At 65.3% G+C, this 21209-nt stretch carries 18 protein-coding genes; 14 read left to right on the top strand and 4 right to left on the bottom strand.

From position 1 onward, the window contains the following. Nucleotides 1-2 precede the first annotated feature (2 nt). The 10 genes from J2X50_RS09470 to J2X50_RS09425 all read left to right on the top strand — a co-directional run bounded on the left by J2X50_RS09470 (nucleotide 3) and on the right by J2X50_RS09425 (nucleotide 12233). Nucleotides 3-1070: a hypothetical protein gene (locus tag J2X50_RS09470; RefSeq protein WP_429094238.1), complete on the top strand. Its 1068-nt coding sequence runs from the start codon at nucleotides 3-5 to the stop codon at nucleotides 1068-1070. Between the two features lie 77 nt (nucleotides 1071-1147). After that, nucleotides 1148-2425, top strand: a complete 1278-nt coding sequence (gene tolB, locus J2X50_RS09465; protein ID WP_429094271.1) for a Tol-Pal system beta propeller repeat protein TolB — start codon at nucleotides 1148-1150, stop codon at nucleotides 2423-2425. A gap of 243 nt (nucleotides 2426-2668) precedes the next feature. Beyond that, the gene (gene pal / locus J2X50_RS09460; RefSeq protein WP_340037945.1) at nucleotides 2669-3175 is read left to right on the top strand and encodes a peptidoglycan-associated lipoprotein Pal; all 507 of its coding nucleotides are present in this window, start codon (nucleotides 2669-2671) and stop codon (nucleotides 3173-3175) included. Between the two features lie 161 nt (nucleotides 3176-3336). Further along, nucleotides 3337-4401 (top strand): tol-pal system protein YbgF, encoded by a 1065-nt coding sequence (ybgF, locus tag J2X50_RS09455; protein ID WP_429094236.1) that lies wholly within the window; start codon nucleotides 3337-3339, stop codon nucleotides 4399-4401. Beyond that, nucleotides 4395-5747, top strand: a complete 1353-nt coding sequence (gene tilS / locus J2X50_RS09450; RefSeq protein WP_429094234.1) for a tRNA lysidine(34) synthetase TilS — start codon at nucleotides 4395-4397, stop codon at nucleotides 5745-5747. Before ybgF ends, tilS begins: the two co-directional genes overlap by 7 nt. 104 nt (nucleotides 5748-5851) lie before the next feature. Continuing rightward, nucleotides 5852-7786 (top strand): ATP-dependent zinc metalloprotease FtsH, encoded by a 1935-nt coding sequence (gene ftsH / locus J2X50_RS09445; protein ID WP_429094232.1) that lies wholly within the window; start codon nucleotides 5852-5854, stop codon nucleotides 7784-7786. A 125-nt stretch (nucleotides 7787-7911) separates the two neighbouring features. Further along, nucleotides 7912-8724, top strand: a complete 813-nt coding sequence (locus J2X50_RS09440; RefSeq protein ID WP_429094230.1) for a hypothetical protein — start codon at nucleotides 7912-7914, stop codon at nucleotides 8722-8724. Between the two features lie 131 nt (nucleotides 8725-8855). Then, on the top strand, nucleotides 8856-10208 hold the full coding sequence (gene glmM, locus J2X50_RS09435) for a phosphoglucosamine mutase (RefSeq protein WP_429094228.1): 1353 nt from the start codon (nucleotides 8856-8858) through the stop codon (nucleotides 10206-10208). Nucleotides 10209-10419: 211 nt separating this feature from the next. Further along, nucleotides 10420-11199 (top strand): outer membrane protein, encoded by a 780-nt coding sequence (locus J2X50_RS09430; protein ID WP_429094226.1) that lies wholly within the window; start codon nucleotides 10420-10422, stop codon nucleotides 11197-11199. A 194-nt stretch (nucleotides 11200-11393) separates the two neighbouring features. Continuing rightward, complete coding sequence (locus tag J2X50_RS09425) at nucleotides 11394-12233, top strand: outer membrane beta-barrel protein (RefSeq protein ID WP_429094225.1); 840 nt, start codon at nucleotides 11394-11396, stop codon at nucleotides 12231-12233. An 85-nt stretch (nucleotides 12234-12318) separates the two neighbouring features. On the opposite strand, the gene J2X50_RS09420 is transcribed toward J2X50_RS09425, so the two are convergent. Beyond that, a complete protein-coding gene (locus tag J2X50_RS09420) occupies nucleotides 12319-12975 on the bottom strand; it encodes an outer membrane protein (protein WP_429094223.1) in 657 nt (218 codons plus the stop codon). A 582-nt stretch (nucleotides 12976-13557) separates the two neighbouring features. Between J2X50_RS09420 and J2X50_RS09415 the strand changes: the two genes are divergently transcribed. Together J2X50_RS09415 and serA are read left to right on the top strand one after the other, a co-directional pair. Beyond that, nucleotides 13558-14733, top strand: a complete 1176-nt coding sequence (locus J2X50_RS09415) for a phosphoserine transaminase (protein ID WP_429094221.1) — start codon at nucleotides 13558-13560, stop codon at nucleotides 14731-14733. A 178-nt stretch (nucleotides 14734-14911) separates the two neighbouring features. Further along, nucleotides 14912-16510 carry a phosphoglycerate dehydrogenase gene (serA, locus tag J2X50_RS09410; protein ID WP_429094219.1) on the top strand — a complete coding sequence of 533 codons (1599 nt, stop codon included), beginning with the start codon at nucleotides 14912-14914 and terminating at the stop codon, nucleotides 16508-16510. A gap of 79 nt (nucleotides 16511-16589) precedes the next feature. On the opposite strand, the gene J2X50_RS09405 is transcribed toward serA, so the two are convergent. Then, nucleotides 16590-17504, bottom strand: coding sequence for a DMT family transporter (locus J2X50_RS09405; protein ID WP_429094217.1), 915 nt, complete (start codon nucleotides 17502-17504; stop codon nucleotides 16590-16592). A 196-nt stretch (nucleotides 17505-17700) separates the two neighbouring features. Between J2X50_RS09405 and J2X50_RS09400 the strand changes: the two genes are divergently transcribed. After that, entirely contained in the window at nucleotides 17701-18999 is a 1299-nt protein-coding gene (locus J2X50_RS09400; protein WP_429094215.1) for an adenylosuccinate synthase, read from the top strand. A 74-nt stretch (nucleotides 19000-19073) separates the two neighbouring features. Further along, entirely contained in the window at nucleotides 19074-20585 is a 1512-nt protein-coding gene (locus J2X50_RS09395) for a hypothetical protein (RefSeq protein WP_429094213.1), read from the top strand. A 40-nt stretch (nucleotides 20586-20625) separates the two neighbouring features. On the opposite strand, the gene J2X50_RS09390 is transcribed toward J2X50_RS09395, so the two are convergent. After that, complete coding sequence (locus J2X50_RS09390; protein WP_429094211.1) at nucleotides 20626-20925, bottom strand: CcdB family protein; 300 nt, start codon at nucleotides 20923-20925, stop codon at nucleotides 20626-20628. Continuing rightward, nucleotides 20925-21167 carry a type II toxin-antitoxin system CcdA family antitoxin gene (locus J2X50_RS09385; RefSeq protein ID WP_429094209.1) on the bottom strand — a complete coding sequence of 81 codons (243 nt, stop codon included), beginning with the start codon at nucleotides 21165-21167 and terminating at the stop codon, nucleotides 20925-20927. Before J2X50_RS09385 ends, J2X50_RS09390 begins: the two co-directional genes overlap by 1 nt. Nucleotides 21168-21209: the final 42 nt, after the last annotated feature.

Here is a 21209-nt window from a genome sequence, read left to right as displayed (position 1 = left end):
AAATGAAGACCGGCCTCGCGACATCTGTGGTCCTGCATGCAGCGGTGCTGGGCTTCGGCCTGTTCTCGCTGTCCGCGCCCTCGGCTCTGGAGGTCGCCGACGTCGAGGCGCTGCCGGTCGACATCGTGCCGGTGGAATCGATCACCCAGATCCAGAAGGGCGACAAGAAGGCGCCGGCCAACGAGAAGCCGGCCCCGACCCCGACCAAGCGGCCCGACATCGTCGCCGATGCGCAGAATGTCGGCGACAACCAGATCGACAGCGACAAGCCGCCGACGCCCGAACCGACCAAGAAGCAGGTCGAGACGACCGGCGCGCCGCCGCCCTCGCCCAAGCCCGAGCTGAAGCCCACCCCCGTGGAGAAGCCGAAGCCCGAGCCGGTGAAGCAGGCCGAGCAGAAGCCGGCGCCGGTGCCGGCGACCGAGGTGACGCCCGAGCCGCAGCCCAAGCAGGAAGTGAAGCCGGACCCGGTGGCCGAGACGATCGTCTCCGACCAGGCCGAGGCGGAAGCCGTGAAGCTGCCTGAAAATGCGCCGGCGCCGGAGGCGAAGCCCAAGCCGCCGCAGGCGCAGACGGCCAAGACGCCCGACCGCAAGCAGGAAGACAAGCAGACCCAGCAGGCTTCAGCCAAGCCGAAGTCCGAGGAAAAGCAGTTCGACGCCGACGAGGTCGCAGCACTGCTCAACAAGGAGAAGCCGTCGGGTGGCGGCGCCAAGCGTTCGACCGAGCAGGCGTCGCTGGGCGGCAAGAAGGATACCGGCGGCTCGAAGCTGAGCCAGAGCGAGATGGACGCATTGCGCGGGGCAATCCAGCGCTGCTGGAACGTGCCGGCGGGCGCCGCCGACGCCCAGAACCTGCGCGTGTCGATCCAGTTCAAGCTGAGCCAGAGCGGCGAGATCGAAGGCCGTCCGGAAATCATCTCCGGCGGCGGCTCCGCCGGCATCGAACGCGCCGCCGCCGAATCGGCGCGCCGCGCGGTGCTGCAGTGCGCGCCCTACAACCTGCCCGCCGACAAATACGAAGCCTGGGCGGATGTCATCGTCAATTTCGATCCAAGCGAAATGTTCTGAGCGCCGCCCGCTCATCCGGAACTGAAGAGGCCTGTCTAATGAAGCAATTCATCAAAGCGATCCTTCTGATCGGCGCCATGGCGAGCGGCATGACCGCATTCGCAACCCTGCCTGCGCGCGCGCTGGTCGAGATCGACGTCAACAAGGGCAATATCGAGCCGCTGCCGATCGCGATCACCGACTTCCTGTCGGGCGACGCGCTCGGCGCCGAGATTGCCGGCATCGTCGCTGCCGACCTGCAGCGCTCGGGCCTGTTCGCGCCGATCGACAAGGGTGCTTTCATCGAGAAGATCTCCAATCCGGACGTCGCGCCGCGCTTCGAGGACTGGAAGGTGATCAACGCCCAGGCGCTGGTGACGGGCCGCGTCAGCCAGGAGGCCGACGGCAGGCTGAGGGCAGAGTTCCGGCTGTGGGACACCTTTGCCGGACAGCAGCTGGCCGGCGAGCAGTTCTTCGCCAACAAGGCCAATTCGCGCCGCATCGCCCACATCATCGCCGACGCGATCTATGAGCGGCTGACCGGCGAGAAGGGCTATTTCGACACCCGCGTCGTGTTCATCGACGAATCCGGCTCCAAGCAGCAGCGCAAGAAGCGCCTGGCGATCATGGACCAGGACGGCGCCAATGTGCGCTACCTGTCGGACGGCCGCGCGATTGCGATGACCCCGCGCTTCTCGCCGACGCGCCAGGAAATCACCTACATGTCCTACGAGAGCGGTCAGCCGCAGGTCTACCTGCTGCAGATCGAGACCGGCCAGCGCGAACTCGTCGGCAATTTCCCCGGCATGACGTTTGCCCCGCGCTTCTCGCCCGACGGCCAGCGCGTGATCATGAGCTTGATGCGTGACGACGGCAATTCGAACATCTTCTCGATGGATCTGCGCAGCCGCACGACCACGCGCCTCACCAACTCCAGCGCCATCGACACCTCGCCGTCCTATGCGCCCGACGGGTCCAAGGTCGTCTTCACCTCCGACCGCGGCGGCCAGCCGCAGATCTACGTCATGGGTGCCGACGGTTCGGGCCAGACGCGCATCTCCTTCGGCGGCGGCAGCTACTCGACGCCGGTGTGGTCGCCGCGCGGCGACCTGATCGCCTTCACCAAGCAGTCGGGCGGCCAGTTCCAGATCGGCGTGATGAAGACCGACGGTTCGGGCGAGCGCATCCTGTCGACCGGCTTCCAGCAGGAAGGCCCGACCTGGGCACCGAACGGCCGCGTGCTGATGTTCTTCCGCGACGCTCCCGGCGGCGGTGGTCCGAGGCTCTTCTCGATCGACCTGACCGGTCGCAACGAGCAGGCGATCCCGACCCAGGGCTTCGCGTCCGACCCGGCCTGGTCGCCCCTGCTCGATTGAGACCGCTAACCCTGCCGCCAGAGCGCGACCAATCGAAACAGGCGGCATCATTTGAGCAATGATGCCGCCTTTCCGCCGTATTTCGGCCTAGGCTGCGCGGCGAAATTGCTACGACGGTGTCGCGGCGCGGGGACGCATAGGCTGACGGCAACGAATTTTTAACCATGTTTCTTGAATGGCCATTAACTGCAACGTGGTTACTGGACGTTCAACGAAATCACTCGAATGCGAAGGAGAGGCGGCATGCGCCGTATCGCAAAATTTGCAACTAACCCCGTCGTCGTGGCCCTCGTCGCCACCATGGCAATCGCCGGCTGCGCCTCGAAGAAGAGCCCCAACAGTGCCGCCGACCTCGGCCTCGGCGGCGCCGGCGCGGCCACACCCGGCTCGAGCCAGGACTTCACCGTCAACGTCGGCGACCGCATCTTCTTCGACACCGACTCCTCGTCGATCCGCGCCGACGCGCAGGGCATCCTCGCCCGCCAGGCACAGTGGCTGAACCAGTATCGCCAGTACGCGATCGTCGTCGAAGGCCATGCCGACGAGCGCGGCACCCGCGAGTACAACCTCGCACTCGGCGCCCGCCGCGCCGCCGCGACCCGCGACTACCTCGCCTCGCAGGGCGTCGCCGCCAACCGCATCAAGACCATCTCCTACGGCAAGGAACGCCCCGTCGCCGTCTGCGACGACATCTCCTGCTGGTCGCAGAACCGCCGCGCCGTGACGACGCTTTCGGGCGCCGGCAGCTGATAGCGGCAAGACTGCAACACCTGAACTTGAAAGGCGGCCTGCGGGCCGCCTTTTGTTTTGCCCGGCTGCCGAAACAAAATTTGGCCGAAGTCTCGCGTCCTGATAAATGATGCGGGCGCATCGGCGCGAAGCAATCATTTCGGTTCCACGGCGAGAGGCTAATGCATTTTCGATCGATCCTGAGCGGCACACTTGCCCTCCTTCTCTTAACCGGGGCCGCGGCGCATGCGCGCGACGGCATCGGCATCGACCTTCCCAAGATCGGCCTGCCGGGCGTGTTCGGCAGCAAGAGCCAGAGCAACGAAGGCACGATGCAGCTCGCCCAGGCGGGCGATCCGCGCGTCACCGCCCTCGAAGAGCAGATCCGCAAGCTCAACGGCTCGCTCGAGGAACTGAACTTCCAGATCCTGCAGATGCAGGAGCAGTTGCGGAAGATGCAGGAAGACAACGAGTTCCGCTTCCAGGAGCTCGAGGGCACCGGCGGGCAGCAGAAGAAGTCCGACGCCTCCGGCAATTCCAACAGCTCCATCGTCGAGGCGCCCGCGGCGCCTCGACCCAGCCAGTCGCAGCAGGCGGCCGGCACGGCGTCGCCCGCAGCGGGCGACGACCAGACCGGCGGGGAAGTGATCGTGGAGCAGGGCACGGGCGAGCCCGGCCAGGCCGCCCCGGGCACCGGCGCGCCGCCGCGGACCTTCGGCACCATCACCGTCGACGCCAACGGCAACGTGGTTTCCGGCTCCGCCAACGAACATGTCGAGACCGCGCCCGCGCCTGCGGTGCAGCCAGCAGCACCGGCCGCCGGCGACTCCACCGGCACGGATGTCGCCGCCCTGCCCGCGACCGACGATCCGGACGAACTCTACCGCAATTCCTACCAGTTCGTGCTGTCGGGCGACTACAGCACGGCCGAGCAGGGATTCCGCGACCACATCTCCCGCTTCCCGGCCGACCCCAAGACGGCCGACGCGCGCTTCTGGCTCGGCGAAGCGCAGCTCGGCCAGAAGAAGTACCGCGACGCGGCGGAGACCTTCCTCAGCGCCAGCAAGGAATATCCGAAGTCCAAGAAGGCTCCCGAGATGATGCTCAAGCTCGGCATCTCGCTGGTCGGCCTCAAGCAGCGCGACGTCGCCTGCGCCACCTTCAACGAGATCGGCAAGCGCTACCCGAACGCCTCCGGCGCCATCAAGGAACGGGTCAAGCAGGAACGGGCTCTCGCCGCGTGCTGACGCCGGTGATCGAAGCCGACCTTCTCCGCAATTTCTCCGAATTCGACTTCGCCGCGCAGCGCGCGGTCGTCGCAGCGGTCTCCGGCGGCAGCGATTCCACCGCCCTCCTCGTCCTTCTCAAATCCCACCTCGACCTGCACGCGCCCTCGGCGCGGCTGCTTGCCGTCACCGTCGACCATGGGTTGCGCCCGGGCTCGGGTGCCGAGGCCGATCAGGTCGCCCAATTCTGCGCCGCCCGCGGCATCGACCACCGCACCATGGTCTGGACCGGTGACAAGCCCGCGAGCGGTGTGCCGGCCGCGGCGCGCGATGCGCGCTACGAGCTTCTGGCGCAGGCGGCACGCGAAGCCGGCGCAGCCGTCATCGTGACGGGCCATACGGCCGACGACCAGGCCGAGACGGTGCTGATGCGCGCGGCGCGCGGCGCCGGCCGCGGCAGCGCCGGCATGGCGGCCGCGACGTTGTTCGACGGCAACATCTGGATTCTGCGCCCGCTTCTCGGCGTTCGGCGCGAGCGGCTGCGCGAGGCGCTGCGGGCGCAAGCCATCGGCTGGCTGGACGACCCGACCAATGTCAACGAAAGCTATGAGCGCCCGCGCCTGCGCAGCACGCTCAGGGACGACGAAGGCCGCATCGAAGCGACTCTTGCCGAAGCGCGACAGGCCGGGGCGGCGCGCGCCGATCTCGGCCGGCGGGCGGCGCAGCTGATCGACCGACATGCGAGCCGGGCCGGGCCCGGGCTGATCCGCCTCGATCCCGCCTTCCCGACCGCCGCCGACAAGGAGGCCGCCGTCTATGCCCTGCGCATCCTGGCCGCCGTCGCCGGCGGCACGTCGCAGCTGCCGGACGAGCGGCGGGCAACCGGCCTGCATGTGCGGCTGGCGGAGGCCGGACGGCAGGAAAAACCCCGCCGCGCCACATTGTCGCGCGCGCTGATCGACGCCCGCCGAACGGGCATTTTCCTGCTGCGCGAGGCGCGCGGCCTGCCCGCCCCGGCACCGCAGCGCGGTGGCACCTGGGACGGCCGCTACCGCATCGCCGCCCGGCTCGATCTCGGCCAACATACGCTAGCGCCGCTCGGCAGCGCGGCCGCAAAACGCGCCGTCGAAGCGGGCGATGCTCCCGAAAGCCTTGCAAGGTCTGCGCTCGCGGCGGAACCGGCCCTGTGGCGCGGCGAAGAGCTTGTCGGCAGGGTCGCCGCACCCGAAGCCTTGCCGCTTGCGGCCCCATGGTCGCGCTTCCTGCCGGGCTTCGATCTCGAGGTCGCCCGCGCGGTCGCAAAATTGCTCGGCGCGACTGTGGTTCCGGCCCCGCCATGCCGCAGCCACAATGGCGTCGGAGCTTAACCGAGACTTAGGGACGCGCTTGGCAATGTGGCAGCCCGTCCCTATGTTAGGGGCAAGCTTACTCTCACCAAGTGCGTTCACCCTGGACGCCGACGGGACATTCGATGAATCCGAATTATCGCAACTTCGCGCTGTGGGCGATCATAGCCGTTCTGCTCATCGCCCTGTTCAATCTGTTCCAGACCCCGCAGACCCGCGGCGCGTCGAGCGAAGTAGCCTATTCGCAGTTCCTGCAGGAGCTTTCGTCAGGCCGTATCAAGACGGTGACGATCGCCGGCGACCGCATCAGCGGCACCTATATCGACAATTCGACCGGCTTCCAGACCTACTCGCCCGGCGACCCGACGCTGGTGTCGCGGCTCGAGGAGAAGAACGTCACCATCAACGCCCGTCCCGAGAACGACGGTTCCGGCTCGATCTTCAGCGTGCTGCTCTCGTGGCTGCCCATGATCCTGATCCTCGGCGTGTGGATCTTCTTCATGCGCCAGATGCAGTCGGGCTCCGGCCGCGCCATGGGCTTCGGCAAGTCCAAGGCCAAGCTGCTGACCGAGGCGCATGGCCGCGTCACCTTCCAGGACGTCGCCGGCGTCGACGAGGCCAAGGAAGACCTTGAAGAGATCGTCGAGTTCCTGCGCGACCCGCAGAAGTTCCAGCGCCTCGGCGGCAAGATCCCGCGCGGCGTGCTGCTCGTCGGCCCTCCCGGCACCGGCAAGACGCTGCTCGCCCGCGCCATCGCCGGCGAAGCCAACGTGCCGTTCTTCACCATCTCCGGCTCGGACTTCGTCGAGATGTTCGTCGGCGTCGGCGCCAGCCGCGTCCGCGACATGTTCGACCAGGCCAAGAAGAACGCGCCCTGCATCATCTTCATCGACGAAATCGACGCGGTCGGCCGCCATCGCGGCGCCGGCCTCGGCGGCGGCAACGACGAGCGCGAGCAGACGCTGAACCAGCTGCTGGTCGAGATGGACGGCTTCGAGGCCAACGAGTCGATCATCCTGATCGCCGCGACCAACCGTCCCGACGTCCTCGACCCCGCGCTCTTGCGTCCGGGCCGCTTCGACCGCCAGGTCGTGGTGCCGAACCCCGACATCGTCGGCCGCGAGAAGATCCTCAAGGTGCATGTCCGCAACGTGCCGCTGGCTCCCAACGTCGACCTCAAGACGGTGGCGCGCGGCACCCCGGGCTTCTCGGGCGCCGACCTGATGAACCTCGTCAACGAGGCGGCGCTGATGGCCGCCCGCCGCAACAAGCGGCTGGTCACCATGGCCGAATTCGAGGACGCCAAGGACAAGATCATGATGGGCGCGGAGCGCCGCTCCTCGGCCATGACCCAGGCCGAGAAGGAGCTGACCGCCTATCACGAGGCCGGCCACGCCATCCTGGCCCTCAACGTGCCGGCGGCCGACCCGCTGCACAAGGCGACCATCATCCCGCGCGGCCGCGCGCTCGGCATGGTCATGCAGCTGCCCGAGGGCGACCGCTACTCGATGAGCTACAAGTACATGGTCTCGCGCCTCGCCATCATGATGGGCGGCCGCGTCGCCGAGGAGATCAAGTTCGGCAAGGAGAACATCACCTCGGGCGCCTCCTCCGACATCGAGCAGGCGACCAAGCTGGCGCGCGCCATGGTCACCCGCTGGGGCTTCTCCGACAAGCTCGGCCAGGTCGCCTATGGCGAGAACCAGGAAGAGGTGTTCCTCGGCCACTCGGTGGCGCGCACCCAGAACGTCTCCGAGGAGACCGCGCAGATCATCGACGCCGAAGTGCGCCGCCTGATCGACGACGCCTATACGAGCGCCCGTTCCATCCTGACCAAGAAGAAGAAGGACTGGATCGCGCTCGCCGAGGGCCTGCTCGAATACGAGACGCTGTCGGGCGAGGAGATCAAGCAACTGATCGCCGGCAACAAGCCCTCGCGCGATCTCGGCGACGACACCCCGACCTCGCGCGGCTCGGCCGTGCCGAAGGCCGGCTCGACCCGCGGCAAGAAGAAGGGCGAAGAGCCCGAAGGCGGCATGGAACCCCAGCCGTCGAACTGACCGGGGTCAGGACTATTGGTGGAATGCAAAACGCCGCGGGGGAACTCCGCGGCGTTTTTGCTTTGAGACTCGCAGTGTATAGTGATGCTTGATTGCTTCGTTCTCCAAAGCGCGAGACTTAACCTATGCTTGAGTTGAATGCCGCCAAGTTCTTGGACACAATGGGAGAGGTGCGACGTGTAAAAACTGTAATCGACCAATTTGACGAAAGCGGCAGAACCGAAATGGTCGTGGAAACGATCCGGACAATGCTGGCGTCAAATTTCCAGGATCTTGAGGACGCAACCCTGTTCGTCGGCGCCGAAGTCGCAGCAATGGCTGCAGGACGCATGAAAATCCGTCTGAATGACCCACTGCTAAATGTAACGATGGGCGACATTCGTGACACTATTGAAGACGTCGAAAGTCGGCTTCGGGATGAATGCCAACTGGTTTCATTTGTGATCCTAAACAGAAGTCAAAAGTTCCTCTTTTCTGATGCAAACCAGCTTGTCGGATGGGATATTCTTACATTCTTTCCAGATGCGGCGCGCGAATTGGAGGAGGCCGCAAAGTGCCTAGCTTTGCAACGCCCCACCGCAAGCGTCTTTCATTCTATGAGGATTCTTGAAATCGGCATTCAAAAGATATCGGGAATTCTTGACATTCCAGATCCAATCAAGCCGGCAGATCGCAATTGGGGCCTTATTCTCTCGAAGATAAAAGAAAGAATAGATACTCTCTTTCCGCCAAGGGTACGCCTGCCTAACAGTGATGGCGCTGCGTTCGAAGCGCTTTACGCCTCGCTCGACGCCATTAGAAATCCCTGGCGAAATAGTACCATGCACGTAGAGTCTTTTTATACGGACGCTGAGGCACAGCACATTCTGAATTGCGTCACGTTTTTCATGCGCACCTTGGCTAGCCGCTGTGATCCGTCAGAGCGCGACGGCGGCTGACCTCGACCCAAGAGCGCCAAAACCCCAACCATTTTCTAAGGTTTTATGACATAAAATCACCAAAAGTGATGTTTTTCCGGGTGGCAACTGTGGCAAAGCAAAAACGGGTGGACACCACGGGGACAGGCAAGATGGCAGGACGCTATTTCGGCACCGACGGCATTCGCGGCCGGGCCAACAAATTTCCGATGACGGCGGAAGTCGCCATGAAGGTCGGCATGGCCGCCGGGCTTTCGTTCCAGCGCGGCAGCCATCGCCATCGCGTCGTCGTCGGCAAGGACACGCGCCTTTCCGGCTACATGATCGAGAACGCGCTGGTCTCCGGCCTCTGCGCCGCCGGCATGGACGTGTTCCTGCTCGGCCCGATCCCGACGCCCGCGGTCGCCATGCTGGTGCGCTCGCTGCGCGCCGACATCGGGGTGATGATCTCGGCGTCGCACAACCCCTATCACGACAACGGCATAAAACTGTTCGGCCCCGACAGCTACAAGCTCTCAGACGAGATCGAGCAGCGCATCGAGGCGATGCTCGACGATGACGTGACGGCGCTGCTCGCCGATTCCGACGGGCTCGGCCGCGCCAAGCGGGTCGACGGCGTGCATGATCGCTACATCGAATTCGCCAAGCGCACCCTGCCCCGCTCCATGTCGCTCGCCGGCCTGCGCATCGTCGTCGACTGCGCCAACGGCGCCGCCTATAAGGTGGCGCCCGCCGTGCTGTGGGAACTCGGCGCCGAGGTGATCTCGATCAATGTCGAGCCCAACGGCTTCAACATCAACCATGAGTGCGGCTCGACCCATCCGGCCGGGCTGCAGAAGAAGGTGCACGAGGTGCGCGCCGACATCGGCATCGCGCTCGACGGCGACGCCGACCGCGTGGTCATCGTCGACGAGAACGGCACCATCGTCGACGGCGACCAGATCATGGCGCTGATCGCCCAGTCGTGGCAGCAGAGCGGCCGCCTCGCCGGCGGCGGCCTGGTGGCGACCGTCATGTCCAACCTCGGGCTCGAACGCTTCCTCGGCGGCATGAACCTCGAACTGCACCGCACCAAGGTGGGCGACCGCTACGTGGTCGAGCACATGCGCGCGCACGGCCTGAACATCGGCGGCGAGCAGTCCGGCCATATCGTGCTGTCCGACTTCTCCACCACCGGCGACGGCCTGGTGGCGGCACTCCAGGTGCTGGCCTGCATCAAGCGCTCGGGCAAGCCGATGAGCGAGCTCAGCCGCACCTTCGAGCCGGTGCCGCAACTGCTCAAGAACGTGCGCTTCTCGGGCGGCAAGCCGCTGGAGGAAGCCCCGGTGATGGCTGCCATCGAGGAGGCTCGCAACCGGCTCGGCACGTCGGGCCGGCTCGTCATCCGCCCCTCGGGCACCGAGCCGCTGATCCGCGTCATGGCCGAAGGCGACGACCCGCAGCTGGTCGAAACCGTCGTCAACGACATCGTCGGCGTCATTGCCGAGAGCCGCTCGGCCGCCTGACCGAACCAATTCTTGCCGCATCAAGAAAGCCCGCCGCGAGCGGGCTTTTTTGTGCGCGCCGGGCTGCGCTCGACTTGCGCCGGCAAAGTTGCCGCCAAGCATTCGTGGTTAATCGGCAGGGTTAAGCCGGCCTTAACCTATACCAAGCATTATCCACGCCGGTTAGTCATGGTCGGGCACGTAGCGGGTCCGTAAGTATAGGGTATTCATCATGCACAACTTTGGAACAAAGGCATTTGTCGCCGCGCTGTTGGTGGGCGTCGCGGCCCCGGCATTCGCGGCAGACCCGGTCGAGCCCGTCATCGAGGTCGAGCAGCCGTCCTATGGCGGCTGGTACCTGCGCGGCAACATCGGCATGAGCAACCAATTCCTCGACAGGCTGGAATCGGAGGCCTTTCAGAATCCCGGCATCATCGACCACACCTGGCTCGACGAGGGAGACTTCTCGTCCGCCCCGATCATGGGCGTGGGCATCGGCTACAAGTTCAACGACTACCTGCGCGGCGACATCGGCGTCGAATATCGCGGCGCGGCCGACTTCAATGCGCTCGACCGGGTGACGTGGACCGGCGCGCCACCCACCACCTACACCAACGACTACAGCGGCAAGAAGTCGGAATGGCTGTTCCTGGCCAACGCCTACGCGGACCTGGGTACCTTCAGCGGCATCACGCCCTATGTCGGCGCCGGCATCGGCGCCTCGCGCAACACCATCTCGAACTTCCGCGACGTCAATGAAATCAACGGCGGCGGCGGCTACGCCAACACCACCTCGAAGTGGAACTTCGCCTGGGCCCTGCACGCCGGTATCGGCATTCAAGCCACCGAACGCATGACCATCGACCTGGGCTACAGCTACGTCAACCTCGGCGACGCGCGTACCGGCACCCTCTACAACTTCGATCCGGCGGAGCCCTCGCTCCCCGGCATCACGTTCAAGAACATCGCCTCGCACGACCTCAAGCTCGGCGTCCGTTACTCGCTGAACTAGGCTGACCAGACCATCCACCGAAGCCCTTCGAACCGCCCGGCCCACGCGCCGGGCGGTTTCGTTTTTAAGTCGGAGCGATGGGCCTGCTAACCAATCGTTATCCTTAACTGCGACTTAACCACTATGGTTAACAATACTCCCGACGGCGGCTGGAATCACGGGCAACACCGGCGCCATTTCGGGAGAATGCACCCATGATGCTCAAATATCGCGCGGCACTGGCGCTTGCGGCGATGACGCTCTGGCCGCTGGCTGCCACGGCCGCCGACTACGATCCGCCGATCGTCGTCGAAGAGGCGCCGGAATACGTCCCGGTCGAAGTCGGCTCCGGCTGGTACCTGCGCGGTGACATCGGCTATGCCCTTTCGACCAGCGCCGGCTCGGCCAGCTACCGCACCTTCACCGCGCCGTCGACCTATGGCAGCGCATCCTTCGACAGCGAAGACCTTGACGGCGAGTTCACCTTTGGCGGCGGCGTCGGCTATCGCTTCACCGACTACTTCCGCGGCGACGTGACGGTCGACGGCTTCCGCGCCGACTTCTCCGGCACGACGTCGAGCACCACGCCCTGCGGCGGCCCGGCGGGCACCACCTGCCGCAGCGAGGACAGCGCCGAAATGTCGGCCATCAGCATCATGGCCAATGCCTATGCCGATCTCGGCACCTATGTCGGCTTCACGCCCTATGTCGGCGCCGGCGCCGGCTACTCCTATGTCAGCTGGTCCGATCTCGGCAGCACCAACTACTGCGTGGACGGCGGCGGAGCCGTCTGCCCCGTAGCGCCACCGGCCACCGACACGCGCGGCGGCGCCAAGGACTGGCGCTTCACCTACGCGCTCATGGCCGGTGTCGCCTACGACCTGTCGCAGAACCTGAAGGTCGACCTGGGCTACAAGTACCGCCGCATCGACGGCGGCGACATGTTCGGCTGGAACGCCACCGATTCCGCGGCAGGCGCCAGGGGCATCCAGGGCAAGGACGGCGGCCTCGACCAGCACGAGATCAAGGTCGGCCTGCGCTACGAGATCTGGTGACCGGCGCGAACCGCGACTGTCTGCAAACACGAAAAGACCCCGGCGATCCGCCGGGGTCTTTTCGTTTCTGCGCCGTGACCGCGGATCAGAACTTGTAGGCCGCGCCGAACGAGATCGCGTGCATCCTGAGATCGGCTTCGACGTTGACGGGACCGACATCGAAGTCGTCGCTGCCGAAATCATAGTAGCGGTATTCGCCACGCAGCGTGATGTTGTCGGTCACGGCATATTCGGCGCCGCCACCAATCGTCCAGCCCGTATAATTCAGATCGTAGCTCTCGCCCAGCACGTCGGCGGAGGCGCTGGCGAAGGCGACGCCGGCCGTGCCGAAGACAAGCGCCCTGTCGAAGGCGAAGCCGGCGCGGCCGCGGATCGAGCCGAACCAGTCGAGCTCGGTATCCGCCTCGATCGGGCCGACCAAGGCCGTCTCGTCGATCCACGCCTTGTTGATGTCGGCCTCGATGCCGCCGACGAAGCTGCCGGACTGGAAGTTGTAGCCGGCATACAGGCCGGCGACCCCGCCATTGGCATCGAACGAATCCGAAAAGCCGGGGTCGAAGTCCACATCCACATCGACATCCGTCCAGCCGTAGCCGCCCTGAAGGCCGACATAGCCGCCGCTCCAGACGAAGGCCGGCGTCAGTTCCGCGACCGGCGCCGCCTCCGGTTCTACCACCGCATCGGCGGCATATGCCGTACCTGCAAGCAGCGTCAAGACCGACACCAAGATTATCTTCTTCATATCCCGCTCCATTACTTCCATTGCTTGAAAGATAGCACGAACGGGGGTGGCATCAGCCTCAAATACAACCTTGCATCGCATAATTGCGGTCAATGTTGCAATCCTATCACAACCTATACAGGAATATGTCGAGCGCCATGTCAGCATACGCAGATGAAAAGGAAGCTAATATCTGGTACATTGGAGAATTCAAAGAATTTTCGACGAGACAAATGCGGCTGACGATTCGGACGCGATGGGATGCCGCCCTGTCCGGGCTTGGCGCTGTCGCCTACCGGCCGCCCACAACAAGAGCCCCGGCATCAGCCGGGGCCAAGGCGCAACGAGGCGTCCCAGCCCGGAAGCGCGTTTCCCCACGCCTGTTGCGATGGCGACACGGACGGCAGTGGCCTCCAGTGCCACGCAAGTTTGCCGCTTGGCGGCGGCGGTACGCGGGAAATGCCATTTCGGCATGCGGCACGCAGGCGCAGATGTCACCTTGCGTCACATTGCCTATTGCGATTCCGGGCCAGTTTCTGTATCGCCGTCCGTGGGCCACCCCTCCCCAACGAGGGGCCAACTATCTGGAAGGATAGAACCACGATGACGATCGTCGCCAAGCCCGGACTCCGTCCGGCAAATCCCAATTTCTCCTCAGGTCCCTGCGCAAAACGTCCCGGCTGGTCGCTCCAGGCGCTCGCCGACGCGCCTTTGGGCCGCTCGCACCGCGCCAAGATCGGCAAAGCCAAGCTCGAGCAGGCGATCGAGCTGACGCGCGAAGTGCTCCAGGTTCCCGCCGACTACCGCATCGGCATCGTTCCGGCCTCCGACACGGGCGCCGTCGAGATGGCGCTCTGGTCGCTGCTCGGCGAGCGCGGCGTCGACATGGTCGCCTGGGAAAGCTTCGGCGCCGGCTGGATCACCGACGTGGTCAAGCAGCTCAAGCTCGCCGACGTGCGCAAGTTCGAAGCCGCCTATGGCGAGTTGCCGGATCTCTCCAAGGTCGATTTCGACCGTGACGTGGTCTTCACCTGGAACGGCACCACCTCGGGCGTGCGCGTCGCCAATGGCGACTTCATCCCCGCCGACCGCAAGGGCCTGACCATCTGCGACGCCACTTCGGCCGCATTCGCACAGGACCTCGACTTCCGGAAGCTCGATGTCGTCACCTACTCCTGGCAGAAGGTGCTGGGCGGCGAAGGCGCGCACGGCATGCTGATCCTGAGCCCTCGCGCCGTCGAGCGGCTCGAGACCTACAAGCCGGCCTGGCCGCTGCCGAAGATCTTCCGCATGACCTCGAACGGCAAGCTGATCGAGGGCATCTTCAAGGGCGAGACCATCAACACGCCGTCGATGCTCTGCGTCGAGGACTACATCGACGGGCTCGTCTGGGCGAAGGGCCTGGGCGGGCTGGACGCGCTGGTCGCCCGCGCAGACGCCAACTTCGCCGTCATCGACCGTTTCGTCGAGAAATCGCCCTGGCTGGGTCACCTGGCCGTCGTGCCGGAAACGCGCTCGAACACCTCCGTCTGCCTGTCGATCGTCGACCCGGACGTGGCGGCACTCGACAAGGACGGCCAGGCGGCTTTCGCCAAGGCAATGGTCTCGGCGCTGGAGAAGGAAGGCGTCGCCTTCGACATCGGCGCCTATCGCGATGCGCCCCCCGGCCTGCGCATCTGGACGGGCGCTACCGTCGAGGCGTCCGATCTCGAAGCCCTGATGCCGTGGCTCGACTGGGCCTTCGCCAATCAGAAGGCCGCGCTCAAGGCCGCAGCCTGACGCCGCACTCCCTCCCCCATGAGGGGAGGGTGGCAACGAAGTGAGCCGGGTGGGTCCTGTCCACCCGCTCCCCATTCCCAAGAATTCAAAGGCCCACCCGGCCTCGACAACTTCACCCGGTCGCCAGGCGACCACCCTCCCCTCAAGGGAGGCAGGCCAATCGCAAGAGGATTTGCCCATGCCCCGCGTTCTCGTTTCCGACAAACTCTCCACCACCGCCGTCCAGATCTTCAAGGACCGCGGCGTCGAAGTCGACTACCTGCCCGATCTCGGCAAGGACAAGGAAAAGCTGCTCGAAGTCATCGGCCAGTATGACGGCCTCGCCATCCGCTCGGCCACCAAGGTGACCGAGAAGCTGATTGCGGCCGCGACCAATCTCAAGGTCATCGGCCGCGCCGGCATCGGCGTCGACAATGTCGACATCCCGGCCGCCTCGCGCCGCGGTATCATCGTCATGAACACGCCGTTCGGCAATTCGATCACCACCGCCGAGCACGCCATCGCGCTGATGTTCGCCGTTGCCCGCCAGATCCCCGAGGCCAATGCCTCGACGCATGCCGGCAAGTGGGAGAAGAACCGCTTCATGGGCGTCGAGATCACCGGCAAGACGCTCGGCCTGATCGGCTGCGGCAACATCGGCTCGATCGTCGCCACCCGCGCCGTCGGCCTCAAGATGCATGTCGTGGCCTTCGACCCGTTCCTGTCGGAGCATCGCGCCGAGGAATTGGGCGTCGAGAAGGTCGAGCTCGACGAGCTGCTTGCCCGCGCTGACTTCATCACGCTGCACACGCCGCTGACCGACAAGACGCGCAACATCATCGACGCCGCGGCGATCGCCAAGATGAAGAACGGCGTGCGCATCATCAACTGCGCCCGCGGCGGCCTGGTGGTCGAGAAGGATCTGATCGCCGCGCTGAAGAGCGGCAAGGTGGCAGGCGCCGGCGTCGACGTGTTCGAGGTCGAGCCGGCCGACCAGAACGAGCTGTTCAACATGGAGAACGTGGTCTGCACGCCGCATCTCGGCGCCTCGACCTCGGAGGCGCAGGAGAACGTAGCCCTCCAGGTAGCCGAACAGATGTCGGACTACCTGACCAAGGGTGCGGTCACCAACGCCATCAACATGCCCTCGATCACCGCCGAGGAAGCCCCGCGGCTCAAGCCCTTCGTCAAGCTCGCCGAAGTGCTCGGCGCCTTTGTCGGCCAGGTGACGGAAGACCCCATTACCGAGGTCGAGATCCTGTTCGACGGCTCGACGGCGCAGCTGAACACCAAGGCGCTGATCAGCGCCGCACTTGCCGGCCTGATCCGGCCGCAGGTCGCGGACGTCAACATGGTCTCCGCGCCGATCATGGTGAAGGAGCGCGGCATCATCGTCGCCGAGGTCAAGCGCGACAAGTCGGGCGTGTTCGACGGCTACATCAAGCTGACCGTCAAGACCGAGCACATGACCCGCTCGATCGCCGGCACCTGCTTCTCCGACGGCAAGCCGCGCTTCATCCAGATCAAGGGCATCAACCTCGACGCCGAGGTGGGTCAGCACATGCTCTACACCACCAATGCGGATGCGCCCGGCATCATCGGTCTGCTCGGCACCGTCTGCGGTGAGAACGGCGTCAACATCGCCAACTTCTCCCTCGGCCGCGACCATCCGGGCGGCGACGCCATCGCCCTGCTCTATCTCGACGCGCCGTTCCCCGAGGACGTGCTGGCCAAGGTACGCGCGCACAAGTCGATCGACTCGGCCAGGCGCCTGCAGTTCGACGTCAACGGCTTCTGAGCGAAGGCCAAAAGCATAGCCTCCCAAGGCTGAAGAGGGCGCGGCTTGGCTGCGCCTTTTTCTTTGGCCTTTCGACAGCTCAGCCCGGATTGGTGTTCTGCGGTTCCAGCGCCATCTTGCGGCCGCTGTGCTCGGCGATCCAGATGCCGCCGAGCACCAGCGTGAAGGCGATCGCGTGGTAGAGCTGGAAGTCCTCGCCGATGATGAGGACCGAAAGGATGGTGCCGAAAATCGGCACCATGTTGATGAACAGCCCGGCACGGTTGGCGCCGATCAGCTCGACACCGCGGATGTAGAAGATCTGCGCGATGGTCGAGGGGAACAGCACGATGTAGCCGGTGAGCAGCCAGCCCGTCGCATCCGGCAGGATCAGCCGGCCGGTATTCATCTCCCACAGCGCGAACGGGATCGACATGACGAAGGCCGATCCGGTCAGGACGATCATCAGGCTCTGCCAGTGGATTTCCGGCTTGAAGCGCAGGGCGACCGTATAGGCGCTGTAGACCAGCACCGCGATCAGCATGAGCGTGTCGCCGAAATTCACGTCGAGCATGAGCAGCGTCGTAAGATCGCCATGGCTGGCGGTGAGCGCGATGCCGGTCAGCGACAGCACGAAGCCAAAGACCTGGGCGATCGCGACCTTGATGCGGAAGAGCAGGAAGTTGGCGGCGAAGATGAACATCGGTATGCCTGCCTGCTCGATGCTGGTGTTGATCGCCGTGGTGAAGTTGAGGGCGGAGTAGAGCGCGGCGTTGAAGACCGTGAAGCCGAGCGCCCCGAGCAAGGTGAGCAGCGGCAGATGCCTGCGCACGGCTGGCCAGTCGAGCCTGAGTCGCCGCCAGCCGATGGCGCCGAGGATGACGGCGGCGATGCCCCAGCGCAGCGCCGTCAGCAGCATCGGCGAGACATGCCCGACGGCCAGCTTGCCAGCGACGGAGTTGCCGCCCCAGAACAAGGCGGTCAACAGCAACAGGACGTAGGCATTTCGATGCATTCGGTCGCGCCTTCGGCGGCAGGAATTGGCACGTTCGGCGTAAGTGCGCCGAAGGGCCAAGTAAATGCGTCCAAAGCAGCATTTTGTTATGCCTCGGAGGGCAAAAGAATGGTCGCGCATCCAATTGCTTGGCGCTATAGAGGCCTGTCATTTTGAACTGTTCGCGGCTTCCCCGCGAAACCGGAAGGAAAGAACCATGGCCAATGTGGTGGTCGTCGGCTCGCAATGGGGCGACGAAGGCAAGGGCAAGATCGTGGACTGGCTGTCGGAGCGCGCCGACGTGGTCGTCCGTTTCCAGGGCGGACACAACGCCGGCCATACGCTGGTGGTCGACGGCAAGGTCTACAAGCTGTCGCTGCTGCCTTCCGGCGTCGTGCGTGAAGGCAAGCTCTCGATCATCGGCAACGGCGTGGTCTTCGATCCGCACGCCTTCGTGGCTGAGCTGGAAAAGATCCGCGCCCAGGGCGTCGAGATCGGCCCGGATCGCCTGAAAATAGCCGAAAACACCGCGCTTATCCTGTCGCTGCATCGCGAGCTGGATGGTTTCCGCGAGGACGCCGCCTCCAATTCGGGCACGAAGATTGGCACGACCCGCCGCGGCATCGGCCCCGCCTATGAAGACAAGGTGGGACGCCGTGCGGTGCGGGTGATGGACTTGGCGGATTTGGACACCCTGCCCCTCAAGGTCGACCGGCTGCTGACGCACCACAATGCGATGCGTCGCGGCCTCGGACATCCAGAGGTGACCCACGAAGCCATCATGGCCGAGCTGACCTCGGTCGCCGACAAGGTGCTGCCCTATATGGACCGCGTCTGGAAGGTGCTGGACGACAAGCGGCGTGCCGGCGAGCGCATCCTGTTCGAGGGCGCACAGGGCACGCTGCTCGACATCGACCATGGTACCTATCCCTTCGTCACCTCGTCCAACACCGTCGCCGGCCAGGCGGCGGCGGGCTCGGGCATGGGACCGGGATCGATCCACTACGTGCTCGGCATCACCAAGGCCTACACCACCCGCGTCGGCGAAGGCCCGTTCCCGACCGAGCAGCAGAACGAGGTCGGCGAATTCCTCGGCACGCGCGGCCATGAGTTCGGCGTGGTGACGGGCCGCAAGCGCCGCTGCGGCTGGTTCGACGCCGTGCTGGTGCGCCAGGCGGTCGCTGTCAACGGCATCAAGGGCATCGCGCTGACCAAGCTGGACGTGCTCGACGGCCTCGACGAGATCAAGGTCTGCACCGGCTACAAGCTCGACGGCGAGCTGATCGACTACCTGCCGGCCAGCCAGGGCGCGCAGGCGCGCGTCGAGCCGGTGTACGAGACGCTCGAAGGCTGGAAGGGCACGACGGCGGGCGCACGCAGCTGGAACGACTTGCCGGCGCAGGCGGTGAAGTATGTCCGCCACATCGAGGAGCTGATCGGCGCTCCGGTGGCGCTGCTTTCCACCAGCCCCGAACGGGACGACACCATACTTGTGACCGATCCGTTTGAAGACTAGTTATTGACACCCCGGCGGGCCGCAATGTCAGGCGGAGACGCGGCCCGAGGATGAACAGATAGGTCGACGAGAGCATGGCAGACTTCGTAGCGGTTCTGAAGAAGACGCTGGACGGCATGGGCGAGACGACGCCGGCCATGCGTGCGCGGGTGTACGACAAGGCCCGCGCGACGATTTCGGCCAAGCTTGCCGCCATCAACCCGCCGCCGCCGCAAAGCGTCGCCGACCGCCAGAAGAAGACACTTGAGGACGCCATCGCGACCGTGGAGGCGGAGTACGGCCCGAAGCCGACTTACGACGACCCGCTGGCCGAACTCGAGAACGTCTTCTCCTCCATCGACCGCAACAGGAACAAGCCGGTTCATGCCCAGCCGGCCGCCATGGCCGCACCGGCTGCGCCGGCGCCGGCTCCCGCGCCCGCTCCCGTGGCGCCGCCGCGCCCTGCGGCTTCGGTCGCGCCGCAGCAGCGGCCAAGCGCCCCGCCGCCGGAATTCCTGGCCGACGACGACCAGTATGACGAGACGCCGGAAGCCGCTCGCGACGATGACTTCGATGCGCCGGAGAGCGATGCCGATCCGTTCCAGAAATTCAGGCAGAAGCCGCGCCGCCGCATCGGCGGCGGCCTGATCGCGGCCGTGCTGGCCGTCGCGGTGGTCGGCGGCGGCGGTTACGCCCTGTGGTCGAACCGCGACGCGCTGATCGGTTCCGGCAGCGACAAGCCTGCCGCGCCCGCGCCGGCTGCAAACGAGGCGGCGGCGCCGGCTCCCGCCAATGGCGAGCAGAACGCCGAACCGGCGGCTGAAGACGGGCAGGTCAAGCTCACCCAGCGGCTGACGTCGGATGGCAAGGAAGTCGACCCGGGTCCCGCCGGCGGCGGCAGCAGCATCGGCGAAGGCACCTCCGTCGCCGCGCTGACCCAGGCGCCGTCCACGGCTCCCGAGGCAACGCCCGCGCCGACGCCGGCGGCGCCCGCGCCGGCCGAAGCGGCCGGTGCCAATCCGGCGCCCGCGGCAACCGAGAACGCCCAGGTTGCAGTGGGCCAGAAGGCGATCTTCTACGAGGAGCGCACCAACGTGGCCCAGGGATCGGCCGAGCCCGGCTCGGTGGTCTGGTCGGTGGTGCAGGAATCGCCCGGCGGCGACCTGCCGCCGGAGCCCGCGATCCGCGCCGAGGCGACGATCCCCGGCAAGGACATCCAGCTGCGCATGACCATCCGCCGCAACGCCGACAAGACGTTGCCGGCGAGCCATATACTCGAGATGATCTTCCTGACGCCCGACGGCTTCGAGGGCGGCGGCATCGAGAACATCCTGCGCGTGGCGCTGAAGAGCTCCGAGCAGGACGCGGGAAGCCCGCTCCTGGGCATCCCGGCCAAGATCGCCGACGGCTTCTTCCTCGTCGCGCTCAACGACACCAAGGCCGAGATGGACACCAATCTGAACCTGCTGCGTCGCCGCAGCTGGATCGACGTGCCGGTGGTCTACAAATCCGGCCGCCGCGCCCTCTTCACCATGGAAAAGGGCATTCCGGGCGACAAGGCGTTCGAGGAAGCGATGAAGGCCTGGGAGGCCAAGGCGGCAGGCTAGGGCCGCCTGAGCCGATTGGCCCTGAAGGACGCTGTCCGCGTCAGAAGCCCTGGAACAGCATGTCCAGGGCGTCAATAATCTGGTCATGGCGCTCGCCCAGATTGGCGCGCGCCTCTCCTAATTCGGAAACCGCGACAGCACCGATGAGGTGTGTAGCCATGACCAGCTTTCGGCCATCGATATCGAAAACCGGATTGAGCTTCCTGACCGGTGGCGGAGCGTCTTCCGCAGGCAACAGCGGCACCACTACTCGTGATTTCAGGTGGTCGAGCAGGTCCGACTGCACGTCGAGCAGATAACTGCCGTCATACGGACCAGCGAACAGGTGGTACCTGGCCATCAGAACAACCGGTATTTGGCCAGAGGCAACCCATTCTTGTCGACATAGTCGTTCCAAGCATCCAACGTAGCTTGGTTCTCGATCTTCCACCGCCGCGACTTTTCCTCGGAGACGGCCTTCGCCAAGGCCTCCTCGGCCAGTTGCGATATGTTGATGCCGAGCGCCTTGGCTTCTTCGACCAGGGCGGCATCGATGGTCACGTTCGTCGGCTTGCGAACGGGCTTGGGAGCCTTTTGAAGCATGGCAGCACCTCGATCCATGCGCATAACATATGCGCATGGGCC

Source organism: Aminobacter sp. BE322 (assembly GCF_050433525.1).
Lineage (GTDB): Bacteria > Pseudomonadota > Alphaproteobacteria > Rhizobiales > Rhizobiaceae > Aminobacter.
Note: the sequence above shows the minus strand (reverse complement) of the source record. Positions and strands in the feature narration are given on the sequence as shown.

Excerpts from the sequence above, each read along its gene's own strand:
- J2X50_RS09390 (WP_429094211.1), bottom strand. The coding sequence starts at position 20,925 with ATGGCCAGGTACCACCTGTTCGCTGGTCCGTATGACGGCAGTTATCTG.
- ftsH (WP_429094232.1), top strand. The coding sequence starts at position 5,852 with ATGAATCCGAATTATCGCAACTTCGCGCTGTGGGCGATCATAGCCGTT.
- tolB (WP_429094271.1), top strand. The coding sequence starts at position 1,148 with ATGGCGAGCGGCATGACCGCATTCGCAACCCTGCCTGCGCGCGCGCTG.
- J2X50_RS09405 (WP_429094217.1), bottom strand. The coding sequence starts at position 17,504 with ATGCATCGAAATGCCTACGTCCTGTTGCTGTTGACCGCCTTGTTCTGG.
- J2X50_RS09420 (WP_429094223.1), bottom strand. The coding sequence starts at position 12,975 with ATGAAGAAGATAATCTTGGTGTCGGTCTTGACGCTGCTTGCAGGTACG.
- J2X50_RS09470 (WP_429094238.1), top strand. The coding sequence starts at position 3 with ATGAAGACCGGCCTCGCGACATCTGTGGTCCTGCATGCAGCGGTGCTG.
- J2X50_RS09400 (WP_429094215.1), top strand. The coding sequence starts at position 17,701 with ATGGCCAATGTGGTGGTCGTCGGCTCGCAATGGGGCGACGAAGGCAAG.
- glmM (WP_429094228.1), top strand. The coding sequence starts at position 8,856 with ATGGCAGGACGCTATTTCGGCACCGACGGCATTCGCGGCCGGGCCAAC.
- ybgF (WP_429094236.1), top strand. The coding sequence starts at position 3,337 with ATGCATTTTCGATCGATCCTGAGCGGCACACTTGCCCTCCTTCTCTTA.
- J2X50_RS09385 (WP_429094209.1), bottom strand. The coding sequence starts at position 21,167 with ATGCTTCAAAAGGCTCCCAAGCCCGTTCGCAAGCCGACGAACGTGACC.
- J2X50_RS09425 (WP_429094225.1), top strand. The coding sequence starts at position 11,394 with ATGATGCTCAAATATCGCGCGGCACTGGCGCTTGCGGCGATGACGCTC.
- J2X50_RS09430 (WP_429094226.1), top strand. The coding sequence starts at position 10,420 with ATGCACAACTTTGGAACAAAGGCATTTGTCGCCGCGCTGTTGGTGGGC.
- pal (WP_340037945.1), top strand. The coding sequence starts at position 2,669 with ATGCGCCGTATCGCAAAATTTGCAACTAACCCCGTCGTCGTGGCCCTC.
- J2X50_RS09415 (WP_429094221.1), top strand. The coding sequence starts at position 13,558 with ATGACGATCGTCGCCAAGCCCGGACTCCGTCCGGCAAATCCCAATTTC.
- J2X50_RS09440 (WP_429094230.1), top strand. The coding sequence starts at position 7,912 with ATGCTTGAGTTGAATGCCGCCAAGTTCTTGGACACAATGGGAGAGGTG.
- J2X50_RS09395 (WP_429094213.1), top strand. The coding sequence starts at position 19,074 with ATGGCAGACTTCGTAGCGGTTCTGAAGAAGACGCTGGACGGCATGGGC.
- serA (WP_429094219.1), top strand. The coding sequence starts at position 14,912 with ATGCCCCGCGTTCTCGTTTCCGACAAACTCTCCACCACCGCCGTCCAG.